Source organism: Ruegeria sp. (assembly GCF_965199275.1).
Taxonomy (GTDB): Bacteria; Pseudomonadota; Alphaproteobacteria; order Rhodobacterales; family Rhodobacteraceae; genus Ruegeria.
Genome location: NZ_CBDAQX010000003.1, coordinates 102,323 through 121,721, shown reverse-complemented (window position 1 = coordinate 121,721; position 19,399 = coordinate 102,323). Strand labels below are relative to the sequence as shown.

The 19,399-nt window shown below is 66.5% G+C and carries 27 protein-coding genes and 1 pseudogene; 23 read left to right on the top strand and 5 right to left on the bottom strand.

What is annotated here, in order from left to right; all coding sequences use genetic code 11:
* The first annotated feature begins 14 nt into the window (after positions 1-14).
* Positions 15-806, top strand: a pseudogene (locus ACOERD_RS01595) (DNA adenine methylase).
* A gap of 32 nt (positions 807-838) precedes the next feature.
* Here ACOERD_RS01595 and ACOERD_RS01590 read toward each other — a convergent pair.
* Complete coding sequence (locus ACOERD_RS01590; RefSeq protein ID WP_419737810.1) at positions 839-1,234, bottom strand: hypothetical protein; 396 nt, start codon at positions 1,232-1,234, stop codon at positions 839-841.
* A gap of 40 nt (positions 1,235-1,274) precedes the next feature.
* The gene (locus ACOERD_RS01585) at positions 1,275-2,576 is read right to left on the bottom strand and encodes a S24 family peptidase (protein WP_419737809.1); all 1,302 of its coding nucleotides are present in this window, start codon (positions 2,574-2,576) and stop codon (positions 1,275-1,277) included.
* Positions 2,577-3,026: 450 nt separating this feature from the next.
* Here ACOERD_RS01585 and ACOERD_RS01580 point away from each other — a divergent pair, with 450 nt between their 5' ends.
* A complete protein-coding gene (locus ACOERD_RS01580; RefSeq protein ID WP_419737808.1) occupies positions 3,027-3,245 on the top strand; it encodes a hypothetical protein in 219 nt (72 codons plus the stop codon).
* Positions 3,246-3,440: 195 nt separating this feature from the next.
* Here the strand turns inward: ACOERD_RS01580 and ACOERD_RS01575 are convergent, their stop codons facing one another.
* Positions 3,441-3,812, bottom strand: a complete 372-nt coding sequence (locus tag ACOERD_RS01575) for a hypothetical protein (protein ID WP_419737807.1) — start codon at positions 3,810-3,812, stop codon at positions 3,441-3,443.
* Between ACOERD_RS01575 and ACOERD_RS01570 the strand changes: the two genes are divergently transcribed.
* Positions 3,805-5,547, top strand: a complete 1,743-nt coding sequence (locus ACOERD_RS01570; RefSeq protein ID WP_419737624.1) for an IS1634 family transposase — start codon at positions 3,805-3,807, stop codon at positions 5,545-5,547. The two genes, ACOERD_RS01575 and ACOERD_RS01570, sit on opposite strands and share 8 nt — an antisense overlap.
* Before the next feature lie 136 nt (positions 5,548-5,683).
* Here the strand turns inward: ACOERD_RS01570 and ACOERD_RS01565 are convergent, their stop codons facing one another.
* Both ACOERD_RS01565 and ACOERD_RS01560 read right to left on the bottom strand, forming a co-directional pair.
* Positions 5,684-5,923, bottom strand: a complete 240-nt coding sequence (locus tag ACOERD_RS01565) for a hypothetical protein (protein WP_419737806.1) — start codon at positions 5,921-5,923, stop codon at positions 5,684-5,686.
* Positions 5,924-6,166: 243 nt separating this feature from the next.
* Positions 6,167-6,436, bottom strand: a complete 270-nt coding sequence (locus ACOERD_RS01560; RefSeq protein ID WP_419737805.1) for a hypothetical protein — start codon at positions 6,434-6,436, stop codon at positions 6,167-6,169.
* 273 nt (positions 6,437-6,709) lie between these two features.
* On the opposite strand from ACOERD_RS01560, the gene ACOERD_RS01555 reads away from it, so the two are divergent.
* The 20 genes from ACOERD_RS01555 (at position 6,710) to ACOERD_RS01460 (ending at position 19,374) form a co-directional block, all read left to right on the top strand.
* Positions 6,710-7,447, top strand: a complete 738-nt coding sequence (locus ACOERD_RS01555) for a helix-turn-helix domain-containing protein (RefSeq protein ID WP_419737804.1) — start codon at positions 6,710-6,712, stop codon at positions 7,445-7,447.
* Positions 7,444-7,767: a hypothetical protein gene (locus ACOERD_RS01550; protein ID WP_419737803.1), complete on the top strand. Its 324-nt coding sequence runs from the start codon at positions 7,444-7,446 to the stop codon at positions 7,765-7,767. The genes ACOERD_RS01555 and ACOERD_RS01550 overlap by 4 nt, the downstream gene beginning before the upstream one ends.
* Positions 7,764-8,573, top strand: coding sequence for a hypothetical protein (locus tag ACOERD_RS01545; RefSeq protein WP_419737802.1), 810 nt, complete (start codon positions 7,764-7,766; stop codon positions 8,571-8,573). The genes ACOERD_RS01550 and ACOERD_RS01545 overlap by 4 nt, the downstream gene beginning before the upstream one ends.
* Positions 8,574-8,797: 224 nt before the next feature.
* Entirely contained in the window at positions 8,798-10,471 is a 1,674-nt protein-coding gene (locus ACOERD_RS01540) for a Mu transposase C-terminal domain-containing protein (RefSeq protein ID WP_419737801.1), read from the top strand.
* 16 nt (positions 10,472-10,487) lie between these two features.
* A complete protein-coding gene (locus tag ACOERD_RS01535) occupies positions 10,488-11,366 on the top strand; it encodes an AAA family ATPase (protein WP_419737800.1) in 879 nt (292 codons plus the stop codon).
* On the top strand, positions 11,363-11,512 hold the full coding sequence (locus ACOERD_RS01530) for a hypothetical protein (protein ID WP_419737799.1): 150 nt from the start codon (positions 11,363-11,365) through the stop codon (positions 11,510-11,512). The genes ACOERD_RS01535 and ACOERD_RS01530 overlap by 4 nt, the downstream gene beginning before the upstream one ends.
* The gene (locus ACOERD_RS01525) at positions 11,509-11,676 is read left to right on the top strand and encodes a hypothetical protein (RefSeq protein WP_419737798.1); all 168 of its coding nucleotides are present in this window, start codon (positions 11,509-11,511) and stop codon (positions 11,674-11,676) included. Before ACOERD_RS01530 ends, ACOERD_RS01525 begins: the two co-directional genes overlap by 4 nt.
* A 52-nt stretch (positions 11,677-11,728) precedes the next feature.
* Positions 11,729-12,475, top strand: coding sequence for a DUF3164 family protein (locus tag ACOERD_RS01520; RefSeq protein WP_419737797.1), 747 nt, complete (start codon positions 11,729-11,731; stop codon positions 12,473-12,475).
* A 24-nt stretch (positions 12,476-12,499) separates the two neighbouring features.
* Positions 12,500-12,721 (top strand): hypothetical protein, encoded by a 222-nt coding sequence (locus ACOERD_RS01515; protein ID WP_419737796.1) that lies wholly within the window; start codon positions 12,500-12,502, stop codon positions 12,719-12,721.
* Positions 12,718-13,437, top strand: a complete 720-nt coding sequence (locus ACOERD_RS01510; RefSeq protein WP_419737795.1) for a hypothetical protein — start codon at positions 12,718-12,720, stop codon at positions 13,435-13,437. The genes ACOERD_RS01515 and ACOERD_RS01510 overlap by 4 nt, the downstream gene beginning before the upstream one ends.
* Positions 13,434-13,772 carry a hypothetical protein gene (locus tag ACOERD_RS01505; protein ID WP_419737794.1) on the top strand — a complete coding sequence of 113 codons (339 nt, stop codon included), beginning with the start codon at positions 13,434-13,436 and terminating at the stop codon, positions 13,770-13,772. Before ACOERD_RS01510 ends, ACOERD_RS01505 begins: the two co-directional genes overlap by 4 nt.
* Positions 13,772-14,089, top strand: a complete 318-nt coding sequence (locus tag ACOERD_RS01500; protein ID WP_419737793.1) for a hypothetical protein — start codon at positions 13,772-13,774, stop codon at positions 14,087-14,089. Before ACOERD_RS01505 ends, ACOERD_RS01500 begins: the two co-directional genes overlap by 1 nt.
* Positions 14,086-14,448 (top strand): hypothetical protein, encoded by a 363-nt coding sequence (locus ACOERD_RS01495; RefSeq protein ID WP_419737792.1) that lies wholly within the window; start codon positions 14,086-14,088, stop codon positions 14,446-14,448. The genes ACOERD_RS01500 and ACOERD_RS01495 overlap by 4 nt, the downstream gene beginning before the upstream one ends.
* A 94-nt stretch (positions 14,449-14,542) precedes the next feature.
* Positions 14,543-14,824 (top strand): hypothetical protein, encoded by a 282-nt coding sequence (locus ACOERD_RS01490; protein WP_419737791.1) that lies wholly within the window; start codon positions 14,543-14,545, stop codon positions 14,822-14,824.
* Positions 14,814-15,080 carry a hypothetical protein gene (locus tag ACOERD_RS01485; protein ID WP_419737790.1) on the top strand — a complete coding sequence of 89 codons (267 nt, stop codon included), beginning with the start codon at positions 14,814-14,816 and terminating at the stop codon, positions 15,078-15,080. Before ACOERD_RS01490 ends, ACOERD_RS01485 begins: the two co-directional genes overlap by 11 nt.
* Positions 15,080-15,508 (top strand): hypothetical protein, encoded by a 429-nt coding sequence (locus ACOERD_RS01480; RefSeq protein WP_419737789.1) that lies wholly within the window; start codon positions 15,080-15,082, stop codon positions 15,506-15,508. The genes ACOERD_RS01485 and ACOERD_RS01480 overlap by 1 nt, the downstream gene beginning before the upstream one ends.
* Entirely contained in the window at positions 15,505-15,804 is a 300-nt protein-coding gene (locus ACOERD_RS01475) for a hypothetical protein (protein ID WP_419737723.1), read from the top strand. The genes ACOERD_RS01480 and ACOERD_RS01475 overlap by 4 nt, the downstream gene beginning before the upstream one ends.
* 1 nt (position 15,805) lies before the next feature.
* Positions 15,806-16,375 carry a phage protein Gp27 family protein gene (locus ACOERD_RS01470; RefSeq protein ID WP_419737724.1) on the top strand — a complete coding sequence of 190 codons (570 nt, stop codon included), beginning with the start codon at positions 15,806-15,808 and terminating at the stop codon, positions 16,373-16,375.
* The gene (locus ACOERD_RS01465) at positions 16,372-17,799 is read left to right on the top strand and encodes a hypothetical protein (protein ID WP_419737788.1); all 1,428 of its coding nucleotides are present in this window, start codon (positions 16,372-16,374) and stop codon (positions 17,797-17,799) included. The genes ACOERD_RS01470 and ACOERD_RS01465 overlap by 4 nt, the downstream gene beginning before the upstream one ends.
* Positions 17,800-17,802: 3 nt before the next feature.
* Complete coding sequence (locus tag ACOERD_RS01460) at positions 17,803-19,374, top strand: phage portal protein family protein (RefSeq protein ID WP_419737787.1); 1,572 nt, start codon at positions 17,803-17,805, stop codon at positions 19,372-19,374.
* The last annotated feature ends 25 nt before the right edge of the window (positions 19,375-19,399 follow it).

The window sequence follows — 19,399 nt, the reverse complement described above, 5'->3', positions numbered from 1 at the left end:
CGCCCAAGACCGGAATGGCGCCGGTGGAGCCGGCCGCGCCCGTGGCCCCCTGACTGGGCGGCAAGCGCTGTCTGGCCGCGCGCATCGCCGCGCGGATCGCCGCCATCCCGCATGTCACCTATGCCGAGCCCTTCGTGGGCATGGGCGGGGTGTTCCTGCGCCGCGAGATGCGCCCGCGCGCGGAGGTGATCAATGATCTCAGCCGCGATGTCAGCACGCTTTTTCGCATCCTGCAGCGCCATTACCCGCAATTCATCGAAACCCTGCGCTTCCAGCTGACCACGCGGCCCGAGTTCGAGCGCCTGGGTGCAACGGACCCCGACACGCTCACGGACCTCGAACGCGCCGCGCGCTTTCTTTACCTGCAGCGCACAAGCTTTGGCGGCAAGGTCACCGGGCGCAGCTTCGGGGTCAGCAAGGCGCGGCCTGCGCGCTTCAACCTCACAACGCTCGAGCCGCTGCTGGAAGACCTGCACACCCGCCTGGCAGGGGTCGTGATCGAATGCCTGGGCTGGGAGGCCTTCATTGCCCGCTATGACGCGCCGGGTACGCTGTTCTATCTCGACCCGCCCTACCTGGGCCATGAGGGCGATTATGGCCCGCACATGTTCGCACGCGCCGATTTTGCGCGCATGGCTCAGATCCTGAAAGGCATCAAGGGAAGGTTCATCCTGTCGATCAATGACCGGGCAGAGATTCGCGAGATCTTCGCATGGGCCGATTGCGAAGAGGTCGAGACGCGCTATTCGGCCAATGCAAAGGCCAGCAAGCGGGTCAGCGAGTTGCTGATCTCAGGCGGCGGGTGAGGCACTGCTGGAGTTCAAGCCATTGATGAAGGCTAATTCGCGCGGCACTCAAGACGCCATTGATACTTGCAACCGCCCGCACCATCGTCTGTGTCGTCGAGAAATATCTGCGTCCACGGGCCTTTTGCAGACGATGTGCTCCACCCGCTACAAGTTTCCGCTTCCGGATATTGAGGCTTGCACTGATTTGGTGATTTAGCCACCTCCCGAAAACACACCCTGCAAGCCTCAAGCTTCGGTGCGATCTTTTTGTCGAAATCGCTGATGACCTGTTTCATCTCTCGATCAGATACCGCGCCCAGGGCTTCAGCCATTTTGCCGTTGGACAATAAATTTGCGGCGGCGGTGAGCAGCCCAAAAAACACCGTTGCCAATACTGCACTTATCGCGCCGTTAATAGCGCCGTTAATAATTCGGTTGCTGTCCATATCCCCATCCTCATCACTGATTCGCCGTTTGATCCTATCATCACCCCCCCACCACAACGGCCTTCTCCGGCCCGAACCAGATCACCCGGCCCAGGATGTGATCCCCCGGCCCGACCGGGCGCGGCGGGTAGCCCTCAGGGTTGTCGCTGGTCATGATCCATTCCCCCGTGCCCCCGTGCCCCTTCTGTCTGAGCCGCTTGACCACAAGACCGGTCCCGGTGCGGATTACGAAAGCCGTGCCCTCGCGCGCCTCCCGGTCGCCGTGATCGATCACCAGGATATCGCCCGAGCGAATCGTGGGGTGCATTGATGTGCCCTCGGCGCGCAGCGCAATGGCCCGCTCGGGCTTCAGGCCCGGTGGCAGGGCCTCGCTCGGAATGCTTAAGTTCATTTCCGTTTCCTCGAACACCTCTTCGCCCGCACGCGGGTCCGCGCGCAGATCGCCCGCAAAGGGCAGACTGATTCGGGTCTCGTCCTCGTCCGCTGCGGGCGGCAGGCGGGCGGCAAGCGCGTCCAGCTTGGCTTCCAGATCATCCTTCAGGGACCGCGTCTCGGACTTGAGCGTGCGCGCCACCTTCCGCTCCAGCGCCGCCACCGGCGTGGCATGGGCCGTGCCCCGGCCGGCAATCTTTGCCTCCATCGCTTTCAGCACCGCATCCGCGCTTGCGCCCTCGGGCAGGCCCAGCATGTCGGTGATCGCCTTCGGCACCCGCTCGACAGGGGCGACGTTTGAGGATTCGGGCTGCGCGGCGGGGGCAGGCGCTTTCGGGTCGGGGATATATTCGGCCCCTTCCGCACCCGGCTTGCCCCGGAACACCGCCACCACCGGGTAGACCTCGCGGATGCCCGCCGGCAGCCGTTCCTCGTCAAAGCTCTGCTGCTCGCCATCGCGTTTGGGAAGCCACCCCCGGAGCTTGAGGGAGCCGGTTTCTGTCTTTTCCACCAGGCGTTTGATTGCCGCGCGCCCCTGAAAATCCAGTATCCAGACCCGGTCCCCGTCCCGCACCTCACGGCCCGGCGAAACAAGACACACGCAGCCCCCGTCGATGCCTTCGGGGATCATCGACTGCCCCGTGGCCGAAACCCAGAAAGCGTCATCGTCCATGATATCCTCCGGTCTGGGCAGGGGGTCGCGCAAGGGCTGGCTCTTCGACCAGCCCTGCACCGAGCAGGTGGCCAGCCCCCGGTGCGGCAGGGTCGCCTCGGTGAAGCGCTCCCAGTTCGGCGCGCGCGGCGATTCGACAGGTACGCCATCGCGCGGCGGGCCGATGTAGAACTCGAGACCAAGGGCGCGGCAGAGAGCGCTAAGCGTTTCAGCCGTAGGCGAACTTCCCCGTCGCATTGCTTGGATTGGTGTTTTTTTTCGGCTCCCAAAGGCTAATTCGCTGACGCGCGCTTGCGAAATGCCGAGGTCAATACGTCTGTTATCAAATAACTTGTGTAATTCTGCGGTTTGCATTGCTGTAAAATTACACAAGTTATGCGCGTTGCAAATATACATTGAATGATTACTGCAATTATGCAATGCTGCTTTTATGCAGCGATCTGAACTCATAGCCCTTGTAGACACTTTCCGAACCAGAGTTGACCGTAGCGAAGCGACAATTTCCGGTTGGGCTGTCGGCCATGCCCGGCTTTTCAGCCGCATTCGACAAGGGCTCGGGTTTACGGATCGAACTTACAGTCGCGCGCTGCAATGGTTTTCCGACCACTGGCCTTTGGACCTTGCCTGGCCTTCTGACATCCCGCGCCCGACCCCGACGCCGGGCTCGCCTGCTGCGGAGGCGGCTGCATGAGCGGGCGCTGCGATCACTGCGGCGGCCGCGATGCGGGCGTCTACGAGCTGGCGCTGATCCGGGTGGATGATCACCTGATGGAGCCGGACGCCGTGGCCTGCGCACGCATGACAGCACTTTGCGCACCCTGCCGCGATGCGCGGGCCACCCGCGTGGCGGGCCTCTTGCCGGTCTGGGAGGGCGATCCCGCTATGAACAAGGACCGGACTGCATGATCACCACACTCTTCGACAGGCAACAATACATCTGTGGCGTGGATGTTCTGGCAACCCGGAAAGACCCGGTGGAACGCCTTGCGACCCGCAAGGTCATCGCCGCCTTTGCCACCGCATCTTCGGACCTTGGCGTGTTCTGGATTGAGTACGATCTCTCCGGGGCGGGTATCGAGATAAACGACTATGATCGTGCGTTCATTCGCCGGATCGCGGGTTTGCCCACTGCTCAATCGTCCCGCGATCCTGATCCTCATTCCGGCCCGGGGGCAGCAGCTTAATGGCGTCATCAACAGAAATCGCGCCCGAAAGCAGGCCTGCCCTGACCACAGCCATGAGGGGGCGCATAATGCTCATGATCGTTTCAAAATCCCGATTGCCGGCCTCACTTATACGCCGGTCGATCTCCGTCATTAACATGTATTCCTGACTTCCGACCTTTTTGTTGATCTGACTGGGTTTTTGGTTTGTTTTCAGGTGTGGTTGCTCAGAGGCGCGTTGTAGTGCCCCATTATTATAAAAAGTATTGACATGGGCCTTCAGATGGCTAACCTCTTCGCCCATGTTCATCCGCACCAAACATGACGCAAAGCTCAACCGCACACGGATCCAGATCGTTGAATCCGTCCGCACCGGCTCCAAGGTACGCCAGAAGATCCTGCGCCATGTGGGTGTGGCCCATAACGACAGCGAGATTGAGGATATCAAGCGTCTGGCGGGCCGCTTGATGGAGCAATTACGCATTGATCGCTCGCCGCAAATGGAACTGTTCACGCCCACGGAATATGCCGATCTGCAGGCGCTGGTGCGCCGCGCTCCGCGGCCGGACAAGCTTGGCGTTGATCTTGCCGAGTGCCGTGAGGAGGCGCGGGTCTCTCTGGGTCTGCGGGATGTCATGGGGACGATGTATGACCAACTGGGTTGGGGGGCCCTTCTGGGGGCGGCGCGTAAAAGTGCCAATCGCATTGTGAAAGAGCTGGTTATGGCGCGGATCGCACAGCCCGAGAGCAAGCGCGCGACCGTGGAGGCGTTGGAGAACCAGGCAGGCATCACGCTCAATCTGGACGTGGTCTATCGGAGCATGGATTACATCAATACGCCGGTGATAGACGGGATTTGCAAAACCTCTCACGCGGCGGCAGAGAAGTTGCTGGGCGGGCCAGTGACCGTGCTGTTCTACGATTGCACGACCCTGGCCTTTGACACCGAGCGCGAGGACCCGGCCGAGGATGCGGACGGGGTCGAGCAGGATCATCTTCTGGCCAAGGGCTTCAGCAAGGATGGCAAGCATCACCGCGCTCAGGTCATGCTGGCGCTGATCGTCACCTCCGATGGGCTGCCTGTGGGCTATGAACTCTTCCCGGGAAACACCTGGGAAGGTCATACGCTGGAAGCTGCGCTGAAGGCGTTGGAGGGACGCTTCGACGTGGCCAGGGTCACGTTCGTGGCCGATGCCGCCATGCTCAGCAAGGACAACCAGCAGATGTTGCAGAACAAGGGTCTGCCCTACATCCTCGGCTATCGCATGAAGTCCGCCCCGGCCGCCGTGAAGGCGAACATTTTGAGCCCGGAGGGACGCCAGCCTTGGGCTGGACACGGTTCTGAAGAGGCAACCGAGAAGGGCTGGTACAAGGTGATCGACCAGGAGGGAGCGCGGGTCATTGTGACCTGGTCACCCACCCGGGCACGCAATGATGCCCACAAGCGCGACAAGGCAATCGAAAAGCTGCACAAGAAGCTCAAGCGCTCTCGCAAACCCGGCAGCTTCAGCAGCCGGGGATATGGCCGCTTCCTGGCCTTCCCCGACAGCGGGGACGTCACGCTGGATGATGCAAAGATCAAGGCAGCGGCACAATGGGACGGGCTGCATGCCATTGTTGTTCATGGTGCGGACGAACTGGAGGCACAGGACGTCATTGCCCGCTATCACCAGTTGTGGGAGATCGAAGCCTGCTTCCGCACCAACAAGCACGATCTGAAAATCCGGCCCATCTATCACTGGTCGCCGCGTCGGGTCCGGGCCCATATCGCCATCTGCTACATGGCCTTCTGCTGCCTGCAGCACCTGCGCAAGCATCTGGACCTGCTCGGACACCCGATGAGCCCGGCTCGTATCCGCAACGAGTTGAACGCATTGCAGCTCTCGATCCTGCGCCACAAAGGCACCCCTGACCGCTACGGCATGCCAAGCCATGCCACGGTCGATGCCAGACGCATCCTCACCTGCGTCGGCCTGACCTGGAACGAAGCCCCTTTCAAGATACCCCCCGGGCGCACCCGAAAAACTGGCCAGACCAAAGCCTGAGCTCCCTCAACACTCCGAAACAATCGCTGGCGAAAAAAGTCCGTGTAGTGCCTTTTGGCAACCAAGGCATAATAATATCAATGACTTATACGAAAAAATGTCGGAAGTCAGGAGATAAACGACTATGATCGTGCGTTCATTCGCCGGATCGCGGGTTTGCCCACTGCTCAATCGTCCCGCGATCCTGATCCTCATTCCGGCCCGGGGGCAGCAGCTTAATGGCGTCATCAACAGAAATCGCGCCCGAAAGCAGGCCTGCCCTGACCACAGCCATGAGGGGGCGCATAATGCTCATGATCGTTTCAAAATCCCGATTGCCGGCCTCACTTATACGCCGGTCGATCTCCGTCATTAACATGTATTTTTCCGCATCCATTTATCTCTCCATCGGTTGGTTTGCATCTCCGATGGAACCGGCGGCGGGACCAGGCGTTACGCCCGGTCCTGCCAAAGCGGAGGGTCTGTCATGATCCGCCCGCCCGACACCCCTGCAGCAACGAGGTAACGGCCATGCATAACCATCCTACTCCGAATCTTGACGAGATTGCCGATCCGGCTGATCGGCTGATCAATGTGCTCGTCGACGAGATGGATTGCAGGGGGCCGATCGCCGCCGCGCTCAGGGTGACGTTTTCTCGCCGCCAGAAACAAGATCACGAATTTGATCAATGAGGCTGATCGTGACCCTCATCTCCAGTTCATCCCAGGCGTCTTCGGGGCTGACGCTCCGAATGGTGCGCTCCATATCGTTGAGTTTTTCCGCAAATACCTCCGCTGATAGCGCGCCGCTGTCGATCAGGGAGGCAATCAGCGCGATCAGTAAATGGTGTGTGCTTCGGGCTGAGCGGCTTGCGACCTTGGCGATTATTTCGGCGTTATCTGGATCCATCTTTTCCTCCATCGGTTGGTTTGCATCTCCGATGGTACCGGCGGCGGGGGAGGGCGTCACGCCTGACCCGGCCGCCACCCCTGACCGGTTACTCCCTGGCTCTGCGCGCCCGCCTGTAGCGCGCAGCACCTGCCCCCACGGCCCTGTCCGTGGAGGCCTTCTTGCCCGGCTCGTCCGCGCCCTGGACGATCACTGGCTGAGCGATCTCATTGGCGCGGTCTCGCTGTTCGGGGCACTCTGGGTTCTGCTGGTGCTTGCCTGGGCGGTGAGCCCATGAGCGCCGCCTCCGATTTCCGGCAATTGCGCCGCGCCCTTGCGGAGGCGGGCCGGTCGATCGGCCCGGCCGAACCCTGCGGCCGCATGGATGCCCGCACCGCCAAAGCCACCTTGGGCGGACTGCGCAAGGCGGCGGCCCTTGGCGCAGAGCTTGAAGCCTGCGGCGCGATGGCCCGCGCAGAGGCGGCGCTCACCGGCGTGATGGCGTTTGAGACGGGCGACAGGATCGGGCGCGAGGCGGACGACAAGACCGCCCCCGAAACACTCCCCGAGATAACCCCGGAAACATCCCCTGCGACGGGGCACGCACCCGTCCCGCAAAGCGACACACCGCCCCTTTCGCGCGCGGAGCTGCGCGCCCTGCTCAGCGAGCTTGCGCCGCTGCCGCATCTGCCGGGCGGGCAGGACCGCGCGCTGGCGCGGATTGTCCTGGTGAGCGCCCATGTGGCCGGGCTGGAGGCGGATGCGCTGCGCGGGGGTTTCAAGGATCGGGAGGTTGCACAGGCGCGGCAGATGGCCATGTGCCTGTGCGCTGCCCTCACGCAAGCCACGTATGGGCGCATCGGTGCGGCCCTTGGCGGGCGCGATCATAAGGCGGTGACCCGTGGCATTGCCCGGGCGCAGGCGCGCATCGAGGCCTGTGATGGGGCGGCGCTGATGGTGGCGGAGGTGCTTGCGCATCTCAACGAGACCCCTGCGGGTGGCGGTGCGCCCTGTGGGGGAGGGCGCTCATGATGCATGCGGCGCGCCTCTCCCGCTCCCCGCGCCTGCAGCGCCTGCACGCGTTTTTGCGCGACGGGCGGGAGCACTCGACGCGCGAGATCGTGACGGGGGCGGATGTCTGCGCCGTGAATGCGGCCGTGGCGGAATTGCGCGCCAACGGCGCGGAGATTGCCTGCCGCCAGGGTATCGATCCGATGACGATGGAGCGCATCTTTCTCTACCGGCTTGTGAGGCCGGTCCCGCCACCGGCTCAAGGGGCGCCCGAACGCGCCCCCGTGTTGCCGGAACCCGAAGATCAGCAAGGCCACACTGGAAAAGAGGACGCGCAATGATTGAGCCCCGCGAACAGATAGAGGCGCGCCTTGATGCCGAATGGGAAGAGAAGGGTCTTTCGATTGTGGCGCGCGAAAGGGCGTTCGACCGTGGCCTTGACGGCATTGCCTGGGAGATGGGTGACTGGGTTGCCGAGCGCCCGACGGCCTATGGCGACATGACGCGGCTGGCGGAAAAGCTGGACGTGCCTTTGGGCACATTGAAGAACCGCGCCTCGGTGGCGCGGCGGATCGAACCGTCCCGACGCCGGGACGAACTGAGCTGGTCGCATCATGCCGAAGTGGCGGGGCTGGAGCCGGAAGAGGGCGACGCGGTTCTGGCCGAGGCCTCGCTTTACAACTGGTCCGTGGACCGGCTGCGCGGCGTGATGGCGGAGCGCTCCGCAAGGGGCCGTGCCGAGCGTGAAAACGCGCGACTGAAGGCGGAGATCGAGGCGCTGAAGGCCGAGCGGGCGGGGCCCGATGCGGCGCGGCGCGTGGTTGATGGTGTGCGCGCCGATATCGAGGCAGGCCTTGATATGGTGGAGGAGGGTTATCGCCGCATTCTCGCTGCGACGGAATCGGAGGATCTTGCGGTCGCGGTTGCAAGTCTGCACGGCAATGCACGCCGCCGCCTGGCCCCGTCACTGGAGGCCCTGATCGGACGGGCGCTGGAGGAGAGGGTTACGAAGCTGGCCGGAAAAGTCAGCGCGTCGCTCACCCGCCTGGCGACGGATGCAAACCGTCACGACGCCATGACGGTTGATGACGCCACCCCGGAACAAGCCGGCCCCTTGCCGGCAGGGATTTCAGGCCATAGCCCATGACATTCGCACCACCCAAACCCGCCATATCGCCAAACCCGCCCCCTGCAGCACCCCTGCAAGGCGCCCGCACGACCCCCTGCCTGTCCAATTCAAAACCCGCTAAAGGGGCTCTCAAGGCCCCCTCAAAGACCCGTTCAGGCACGGTGCCTTCCGCCGGTCTTCCGTCTCGTTCAGACGCACCCCCGAGCGCACCCCGCTCGTCTGCCGCACTGGCGCAGGCGCGGATGCGGCTCGATGCGGTGGCGGCCTCCGAGCGATTGATAGCCACAGGGATAGCGCGGGCGGATGCGGATGCCCGGGCCGCAAAAGGCGCCGGGGTGACAGGTGACACCGTGCGCCGCTGGCGTCTGACCTGCCAGGGCCTGGCACCCGAGGCGCGGCTGGTGGTGCTGACCGACCGGCCCGGGCGCGGGCGCTGCGGGCCGCTCAGTGACGCGCAGATGCGCGACTGCGCCCTTGCGCTGATCCATGAGCACGGGGGACACCTGACCGCCTCCCATGTGGTGCGGGTGCTGAAGGCGCGCTATGGCAAGGCGCCGTCCTTGCGCGCGACACAGCGCTGGCTGAAGACCTGGCGGGGCGATGCGGAGAACGCCCGTGCGCTCTCGGCCGTCTCTGATCCTGACGGGCATCGCGCGCGGCTGGCCCCTGCGCTTGGGTGCGCGGCGGCGGAAGTGCGCGCGCCCAACGCGCTCTGGGAACTGGATTCGACGCCTGCGGATGTGATCTGCACCGACGGGCGGCATACGATCGTGGGGGCCATTGATGTCTGGGCGCGCCGGGCGAAGGTTCTGGTGGTGCCCACCAGCCGGGCAACGGCGATCTGCGCGCTCCTGCGGCGCTGCCTTGTCGACTGGGGCGTGCCGGAGGTGGCGCGCACCGATGAGGGCCGGGACTACACCTCGCGCCATCTCACCCGGGTGCTCTCGGACCTGGGCATCCAGCATGACATCTGCCCGCCCTATACGCCCGAGGCAAAACCTTATATCGAGCGCTTTTTCGGCACGATGACGCGCGATCTCTTTGCCTTCCTGCCGGGCTTTACCGGCCATGACGTGATGGACCGCAAGAAGCTTGAGGCAAAAAAGTCCATGTCCCAGAGACGCGGCACGGACGCGGCCGAGACCTTTGACATCGCGCTTTCCGGGGCGGAGCTGCAGCGCAAATGCGACATCTGGGTCGAGGCCATCTATGGGCGCCGCGCCCATGGCGGCACCGGCGAGAGCCCTTTTCAGCGCATGGCGGCTTGGGCGGAGCCGCTGAGAAAGATCAGCGATCCGCGCGCGCTTGATCCGCTGCTGGCCGAGCCGGTGAGCCGCTCGGGAGACGGGCCGCGCCGCACCATTTCCAAGCAGGGCCTCTCGGTGGGGGGTATCTGGTACATCGCCCCGGAGATGGGCACCCGCGTGGGTGAGCGGGTGGAGCTGCGCTATGACCCTGCTGATCCCGCGCGTCTTTTCGTGTTTTCGCCTGAGGGGCGGTTTCTCTTCATGGCCGAGGACCCCGCGCGCACCGGGGCTGATCTGGCTCGTATTGCGGCGCAGGCGAAAACCCGGGCCCGCAAGGCCGACAGTGCCGCCCGCAAGGACGCCCGCGATCTGGCCCGCGCCCACAATCCCAAAGGGGCGATGGAGGATGTGCTCAGCGCGTCTGAGGAGGCGGCGGGCAAGGTGATCGCCTTTTCCAGCGTCGGGCCGCGCAGCGGGGCACGGGCGGATCAACCCCATGAGACGCCGGCACTCAAGGAGGCCGGCAAGGCGGCCGAGGCGCGTGCGGGCGCAGGCGGGTCTGCGTCCAGCGCCGCACCCAAAGCCTCCCGCCGCACCGCTGGCGGGGCCGGGGGCGCCAGCCCTGCGCTGGAGGCGGCCGCGAAACTGTTTCTGGATGAAGGCATCTGAGAGAGGAGAACCCCCGATGGAACCGGCAGAAAACATCACACCCCTTGCGCGTGAGGCGCGCGGCCCGTCTGCGAACCCCGATCCCGCCTCTGGCGTCCTCGATCCCGCCTCTGCGGCCCCCGCCCCGGCGGAGCTGCGCGCCCGGGTGGAGGCGGAAATGGCCGCCTTTGGCCTGTCGCGCGCCAGGGCTGCTGCCGAGATCGGTCCCGGGGTCAGCGCCCCCACGCTCTCAAGCTGGCTGAACGGCAGCTATGGCGGCGACAATGACGCCGTGGAGGCGCGGATCGGGCGCTGGCTTGATACCCGCGCCGAGCGCGCCGCCCATGCCTTTGGCGGGGCCCGGCTCGATGCCCATGCCGAGACCTGTGCCACGCGGGCGGTCAGTGCCGCCCTGGCCTATGCCCAGGCCGCCGGCGATCTGGCGCTGATCCACGGCCCCTCGGGGCGCGGCAAGACCTGGGCGGCCGAGACCCATTGCGCGGGCCGGGCGCAGGCGATCTGGCTGCGCGCCTCGCCGACGCTCACGACCCTGCCCCGGCTGCTTTCGCGGCTCGGCACAGCCCTTGGCGCGGGGGCACGCCCGACCCATTCCATGGAGGCCGAGCAGGCGATTGTGGCCGGCCTTGAGGGGCGCGGCGCGCTCATCGTGGTCGATGAGGCGCATCATCTGCGCGCACCCCTGCTTGATGAGCTCCGCTGCATTCGCGACATGGCCGGCTGCGGGCTGGCGCTCATCGGCGATGACACCATCCGCATGACGCTGGCGCGCTGTCCGCAGGTGACGGGGCGGATCGGCATGCGGGTCGATCTCAAGGCGCTGGCCCGCGACGATGTGGCCGCCATTGCCGCAGGGCCCCTGGGACGCAAACCGGGCGCCCGCGAGATGACGAGATGAAACATCTGATCGCCGCCGCCGCAGGCCCCGGCGGGCTGCACGGGTTGCGCCGCCATCTGGCGCGGGCCTGGATGATCGCGCGCGGGGCCGGGCGCGAGGCGATCTCCGAGGCGGATATCGAAGCGGCGGCGGGAGAGCTGTCATGAGCGTAGAGGAGCTGATCGAACGGCTCTCTGAGCTGCCCGCCCATGAGGAGGTCTGGATCGCCGACATCCCGGGCGGCTTTCACGAGATCGAGGCGGTCGGGCTGGAAGACGGGCTGCCGGCGATCTTCGCGCATGTGGATTTTGAGGACGCGGCCGAGGGCTGACGGCGGATGCAAAAGACCCCCTGCAACAGTCAACACATCGAAAGGACATGTTATGGCACAGACAAACCCGCATCCCGACAGGGGCCCCGAGGCCCGGATCGACCAGGGCTGTGACCCGGAGAGCGAAGCCGGTCCCGTATCTCTGGGCCTGCCGCCGCTGAACTGGATCGATGCGGCCACGGTGGACATTGATGGTGCGCGCTACATGCGCGACGCACAAGGGCGCCTGACGCCGCTCGAGATGGTGCGCCCGCAGGACCAGTTGCAGGATGAGATGGTGCGCCGGGTCATTCATTTTGCCGGTGATCTCTCGGGGCAGATCGGGCGGTTCCGGTCCCATTGCTTTGATGAGATCGGCGGGTTTGATGCGATCCTGGAGGCCGAATATGGCGGCCATAGCCGCCGCTCGGTCAAGGGCAACCGCACCTATATGTCCTATGACGGCACGATGAAGGTGCAGGTGCAGATCGCCGATCGCATCGCCTTCGGCCCCGAATTGCAGGTGGCGCGCGACCTGGTGGAGGAATGCCTGGCCGAATGGGCCGAGGGCAGCCGCGCCGAGATCCGCACCATCGTCTCCCACGCCTTCCAGGTCGACAAGGAGGGCGAGATCGCGCGCGCCGGCATCTACAGCCTGCTGCGGCTCGATATCGCGGACGGGCGCTGGCGCAGGGCGATGGAAGCGATCCGCGATGCGATGCGGGTGGTGGGTTCGAAAACCTATATGCGCTGTTATCGCCGCGCCACCCCCGATGCGGCCTGGGAGCCGATCAGCATCGATCTGGCCAAGGCGGGCTGAGCGGTGGCGGTCTTTGGCACCCGCATGACGCGCGCCCCGCTCTCCGCCGAGGCGCGCAGGCTCATCGACGCGGCGGTGGCGGCCGGGCGGATCAGGCATATCCCCGAGGGGGTCTCCGGTCTGCCCGTCACGCGCCTGCCGATGAAGGCGCCCGAACATAAAGCGCAGCGGATGCGGATCGCGCGGCGGCAGAAGAGGTTCGAACGCGCGGCGCGCAAAGCGCAGGGCGGGGCGGCGGTGACATGACCCGCACCCGCCGATATGCCGAAGGGGACCGCGCCCGGCTGATGCGCGCGGCGCACGGGGCCTGCCGCGCCCTCGGGCTCGATGCGGACGCACGCCATGATGTGCAACTGGCTGTGACCGGCAAGGCGTCGATGCGGGACATGTCCGCCCGCGACCTGGCCCGACTACTGGCCCATCTCAACACGCTGCAGGGTGAGGCGCGGTCCGGTGCAACCGGTCATCCGTCCAGTGGACGGATGAAGCGCCGAACGGGCGGAGCCCCGGATGGCACAGGGGGCGGCCACAGGGGCGGAGCCCCGGATGGCACAGGGGGCGGCCACAGGGGCGGAGCCCCGGATGGCACAGGGGGCGGCCACAGGGGCGGAGCCCCGGATGGCACAGGGGGCGGCCACAGGGGCGGTCAGAAGGGCGCCAGCGCGGCCCACCGGGACAGCCACAGCGGCGCAAACCCCCGCCCCAAAGCCAAAAGGGGCGACGTGCGCCTCATTCACGCGCTCTGGGGCGAACTGGGGCGCCGGGGCGCGCTGAAACGCCCGGGCCGCGCCGGGCTCAACGCCTTCATCCGCGCGCGCTTCGGGGCGCATTGGGCCTTTGTGCCCATCGATGTGGATGCGCTGACCGATACGGGCTGCATCACCGATGTGATCCGGTCGCTGCGCGCGATGCTGGCCCGCGCAGAGGCGCAGGCAGATGCAGATGCGGAGGTCTCCCCATGAAGATGGCACAGATGCTTTATGGCGCCCTGCTTGCGGGGCTGACCTCCATGCCGCTTCAGGCCGGACGTGCCACACCCGCACCCCCGGGTCAGCACACGCGCCAGTATACGCGCGCCGCACCGGGCGCAGGGGTCGGGCGCGCGCAGAGGCGGTGGGTTGCAAAGCTGAAGGCCAACAGGGCCATCCCGCCTGCCTCCCGCCTCACCCGCCAGCAGCGGCGCGCGCAGACGCGGATCGAGGCAAAGCGGCTTCGCCTCACCCCTGCCGAATACGGACGCCGGAAGATGGCCGCGCGGCGCATGTCGCGCGAGACGCCAGACCGGGGGGCTGCGTAATGGATAGGTCAAGCCACTTTTCGCTGCATGTCACCGAACACGCGGTGCTGCGCTGGCTCGAGCGCAGCTGGGGTGTGGATGTGGAGGGGCTGAGGGCGCGGATTGCGGCGCAGGTGCCGGGCGCGGAGGCCGCCATGCGCACCTTTGGCGAGGGCGCGGTGATCCGGGGCGGCCTGCGGTTTCATCTGCGGCGCACGGCAGATGGCACGGTCGCACTCGTCACCATAACCAACGCCCAGGCCGGGCCGATCTCGAACCGCGCCGAACGGCTGAGCCTGCGGCACCAAAGGGGTGCCCGCCGGAGACCTGAGCATTGACCCGCCCGCATCAGACTTGCGCATCCGCGCCCCTGCCGGCCTCCCTGGCCGAGATTGCCGATCACGCCGGGCGCGAGGCAGCACTTGCCATCGCGCTGGAACATGGCGGGCAGAGCTGGCGGGTGCCCGCGCGCGATCAAAGCCCCGACGGCCAGGCCCTGATCGCCCTTCTGGGTCACGCGCCTGCACAGGCGCTCATGCAGGGCTGTGGCGGTCATGTGCTGGAGGTGCCGCTGGCGCGCCGCGCGGTGGTGCTGTGGCTGGCAGGGCGCGGCATGGGAACAGGCGAGATCGCCCGCGCCTTGCGTATTGCAACCGGCACCGTGCGGCGCTACCGGCGCGAGGCGCGCAAGCCATGAGCCGGCAGGGTGCCTTCCGCCGGCCCGGGGGGCGGGCGCAGATCGCCTTTTCCGGCGGGCGCTGTACCAGGCGGAAGCGGGAGAATGTACCTAGATGAAGGATATGGATATGGAAGAACAGGACAAAAACGCCGATCCCGGCACCACAGCCCGCGCCGCCCTTCTGGAGCGGCTTTCGAGAATGGAGGATGTGGAGACGATCACCGAGGCGGTAACCACGGCGCTCATCGAGACCGGGGCAAAGGTGGAAATCCCCCAGCTCGCCTGCGGCATCGTGGAAATACAGCTTCACGGCCTCGTCGCCCACGGGGGTGATCTGAGCGCCGCCTGTCTGGCCTGGCTGGAGGCGGCGCGGGCGGTTCACAGTGAAGACTGAACGCCGCCAGCCCTGGCTTCCGGGTTTGACGCCCCCACCCCGGATGCGCCGCGTGATGATGCATGCCGATGACCGGGGGCAGGCTCCGGGCCTGATGCCCGGCTGGCGCACCGCAAAGGGCTGGCTTTTTGACATGACCGACAGTGAAGTGCGGCGCGGTGTGCCCTGTCCGGTCTGCAACGATCCCGCACCGCCCCCGGGTATAACCAGAGCAGCGGACCATGGTCCGCTGACTGATGTGGCGCAAAGCCGCTAATGTGGGCAGGACCCTTTTGCCCGCATATCTTTCCCGGAGGCCTGCTGATGACGCCCACCCCTGAAGACTGGCAGAGCTTTGCCGCGCTCCTTGCGATCCTGGGCCTTCTGGGCGGCGCCGTGGTGGCCCTGCAGCGGCTGGGTCTTTTGCGGCGCAGCGCCTCCCCGCACCCATCCCGGTCCGGGCCCGGGGCAGATGTCACCGACCGGCTCGATCGCCACGCCGAACGGCTGACGCGGCTGGAAGGCGCGGTGGCGGGGCTGGCCAGCCGCGAGGACATTCACGCGCTGCAGCTTGCCATCGAACGCCAGGCGGGCGCGGTCTCGGAGTTGCGCACCGCCATGGAGCGCGATGCCAGGGCCGTGGGCACCCTCTCGGCCGCCATCACCCGGATCGAGGACCATCTTCTGGGAGAGAGCCGCAGATGAGCTATGCCGCAACACTGGACGCCCACCGCCGCCTGGCCATCCTCACCCATCTTTCGGCCTGTCTCGAATATGCCTCCAACTCGGAGATCCTCATGGATGTCTGCAATGGGCTGGGCATTACCACCTCGCGCGACCGGCTGGTCTCGACGCTGGCCTGGCTCAGCGAACAGGAGCTTGTGACGCTGGAGGACCATGAGGGCTTCGTTCTGGCCTCGGCCACCGCGCGCGGCGTGGATATCGCGCAAGGCCGGGCCCTCCATCCCGGCGTGAGGCGGCCCGCACCAAAGGGGCCGTGACATGCCGCGACGGCGCAAGATCGATCTTCTGCCCTCGGCCATCCGTGACTGGCTGCGCGAAGAGCTCGCCGCGCAGGGGTTTGCCGACTATGACACGATCACCGACGCGCTCAATGACCGCCTGGCCGAGAAGGGGCTGCTGGTCACGATCGGGCGCTCAACGGTGCAGCGGTTCGGCCAGGAACACCGGGAGTTCTCGCGCCTTCAGCAGGAGGCCACCGGCTGGGCGGCGGGGTGGCTGGACGAGATCGGGCTGGAAGAGGAAGCCCGCCGCCAATCGGTGCTCTTCGAGATGATCACCACCGTGGCCTTCAAGGTGATGAAAGCGCAGATGACCCGGGAGGCCGGGGAGATCGATCCGCGTGATCTGCATTTCCTGGGCCGGATGATGAAGGATGTCATGAGCTCATCGGGCTTGCGCGAGGCAATGGCCGACAAGGAACGCAAACGCCTGGCCGAGGCCGAGCGCCGCGCCGGGGGAGAACGGGCCGGGGCGGCCGCGCGCGGGGCCGGTCTCAGCCCGGATGTTGCCGCCCTGATCCGGCAGGCGGTCGAGGGTGGTGATGCATGAGGACCCTTCTGCCCTATCAATCGGCCTGGGTGGGGGACCCCGCCCCGCTGGCCGTGATCGAGAAGTCCCGCCGCATCGGGATCAGCTGGGCCGAGGCCTATCACGCGGTGATGCATGCAGGCACGGGCCGGGGCGATATCTACTATCAGAGCTACGCACGCGACATGACGCGCGGCTTCATCGACGATTGCGCGGGCTGGGCCGAGGACCTCGGCATCGCGGCCGGGGCGGCCGGCGAGGTTCTGATCCATGATGAGGGCCGCGACATCCAGGCCTTCCGGATCGCGCTGGCCTCGGGCAAACAGATCCTCGCCATGACCTCTTCCCCACGCGGGTTTCGGGGCAAGGGCCGTCCGGGCGATGTGGCGGTGATCGATGAGGCCGCCTTTGTCGACACGCTCGACGCGGTGCTGAAAGCGGCGCTTGCGTTTCTGACCTGGGGCGGCCGGGTGCGGATCATCTCCACCCATAACGGCGAGGCCAACCCGTTCAACACGCTGGTGCGCGATATCCGGGAGGCTCGCCAGCCGGGCACGCTCCACCGGGTGACACTGCGTGACGCGCTCGCTCAGGGGCTCTATGGGCGGATTGCACAGCTTACCGATCAACCGCTCACGCAGCCGGCCGAAACCGCCTGGGAGGCCGCCATCCGCGCCCAATATGGCCGCCACGGGCCGGAAGAGCTCGACTGCGTGCCTTCGGCGGGCGGCGGGGCCTGGCTGCTTTATGATCTCATCCGCGCCGCCTCACGCGACGCGCGCGCCGGAAACCCCGACCATCGCGGCTCCGGTCCCTGCTATATCGGTGTTGATGTGGCGCGCCGTCGCGACCTCTGGGTGGCCGCCGTGCTGGAAGATGATGGGGGCACGCTCTGGCTGCGCGAGATTGTCACACTGGACAACAAAACCTTTGCCGAACAGCGCGCCGAAATGCGCCGTCTTGCGCGCGCGCACCGCCCCTTGCGCATCCTGGTCGATCAGACCGGCATGGGCGAGGCGGTGGTCGAGCAGTACCAGGAAGACCATGGCGCGCTCACCGTGGAAGGGGTGCTGCTGTCGGCGGCCCGCAAGCTCGATGTGGCCGGCGCCCTGCGCGAGGCGTTCGAGGATCGCCGCATTCGCATTCCCGCCGATCCCGCGCTCTGGGATGATCTGCATTCCGTGCGCGCCGAACCCTCGGTCTCCGGGGCGCCGCGCCTTGTTGCCGACCGCAAGGACAGTGACGGGCATGCCGATCGCTTCTGGGCCCTGGCGCTCGCGGCCTTCGGAGCCGCCTCGGTGGCAGGACCCTTCGAGATGCGGCCGGGTCCGCAACTCAGCTCCGCCGGGCTGGGCGGCGGGCCAGGCGCGGGCGCGGGCTACCGCGCCGATCCCGATCTCGACATCATCCGCTCGCCGCTGGCGGGCCCTGTTGGCTGGAGGTAAGCCATGGATCCCCGTGACAGTGATGTCCCCAAGCGCCCCGATACCGCAGAGCGGGCCGCACCGGCCCAGACCGCCCGGCTGGGCGGAACCGGCATCTGGGGTCAGACCGCAGGCTGGCTGGAAGGTCTGGGCAGCGCGCTGGCCGGCGGGCCGGGCGGCTTTGGCGGTGTCCCGGGCGATGACGCCGGACTGGACGCCGCCGAGATCGCCCTGACCGACAGCAAGGCCACCGCCGTGCTGGGCCAGCGCATCGACGGGTTGCTGGCGGCCCCCCTGGTGATCGAACCCGGCGGCACGCGCGCGCGGGACGTGGCGGCCGCCGACGATCTGCGCTTGCAGTTGGGCGGCCTCGACATGAACCGGGTCAGCCGGGCGCTTCTGCACGCGATCTGGTATGGCTATGCGATCTCCGAATGCCTTTGGGCGGTGGAGGGGCACCGCGTCCGGCTGGTCGATATCCGCAGTCGCGATCCGCGCCTCATCCGCCATGACCGGACCACGCTCGATCCGCTGCTGATCACCCGGAGCCATCCTGCCGGGATCCCGCTGCCGCCGGCAAAATACATCCTGCACCGCACCCCGCCGCGCCATGGCGGGCAACCCTTCGGGCTGGGGGCCGCGCATTGGTGCATCTGGCCGGTCTGGCTCAAGCGGCAGGTGCTGCGCATGTGGTCGGTGGCGCTGGAGAAGTTCGGGGCGCCGGTGCTGGTGGGCAAATACAGACAGGATGCACTGCAACCGGAGATCGATGCGCTGCTGGCAATCATGGGACAGGCGGTGACAGCCAGTTGCATCGCGCTGCCCGAGGGCCAGTCGGTGGAAACGCTGGCCGCCGCCGGTTCCGGCGGTGGAGCCGGTGGTAGAGGCTCGGGGGGCGGAGACTTCCGCTCCATGCTGTCCGCTCTGGATCGCATGATCGCCGAAGCGGTGGTGGGCCAGCACGCCACCTCCGAGATCGGCCAGCATGTGGGCACAGCCAGGGTCCAGAATGAAACCCTTCAGGCCCTCATCGCCAGTGACGAACACCGGCTTTCCGAATGCCTGCACGCCAGCGTGGCCACATGGCTCACCCACTGGAACTTTCCCGGGGCTGCCGTGCCCCGGCTTTACCGCGATACCGCGCCACCCGAGGACCTCGAGATCCGCGCAAAACGCGATTATTACATCACCCAGGCCTCCGGCCTGCGCCCCGCGCGCAGCTATATCGAAGAGACCTATGGTGGGGTCTGGGAAGAGCCGGCCCCCCGGCCCGACAGGCCGCCCGACATGTCTGATCCCACCGCAGAGTTTGCCGCGCCGCCCGGCGGCGCCCCGGGTGATGCCATCACCGGGCTGGTCGGCCATCTCATCGGCCCCGATATTGCCGCAGAGGCCGCCGCTGCCACGCTCATTCCCGTTCAGGGCGCACTGGATGAGGCGGAAACGCTTCAAGCGTTGCGCGACCGGCTGGCGGAACTGGCCACCCACCCAGCCGCCGAAGCGCTGGCCGGGCTTTACGCGCGCGCTGATTTTGCAGCCCAGCTCGCAGGCACCGCCGATGCGCCGGTGATGCCCGAAAGCGATCCGGAGGCGTGACCCCATGGCTGACCCGATCGATCTC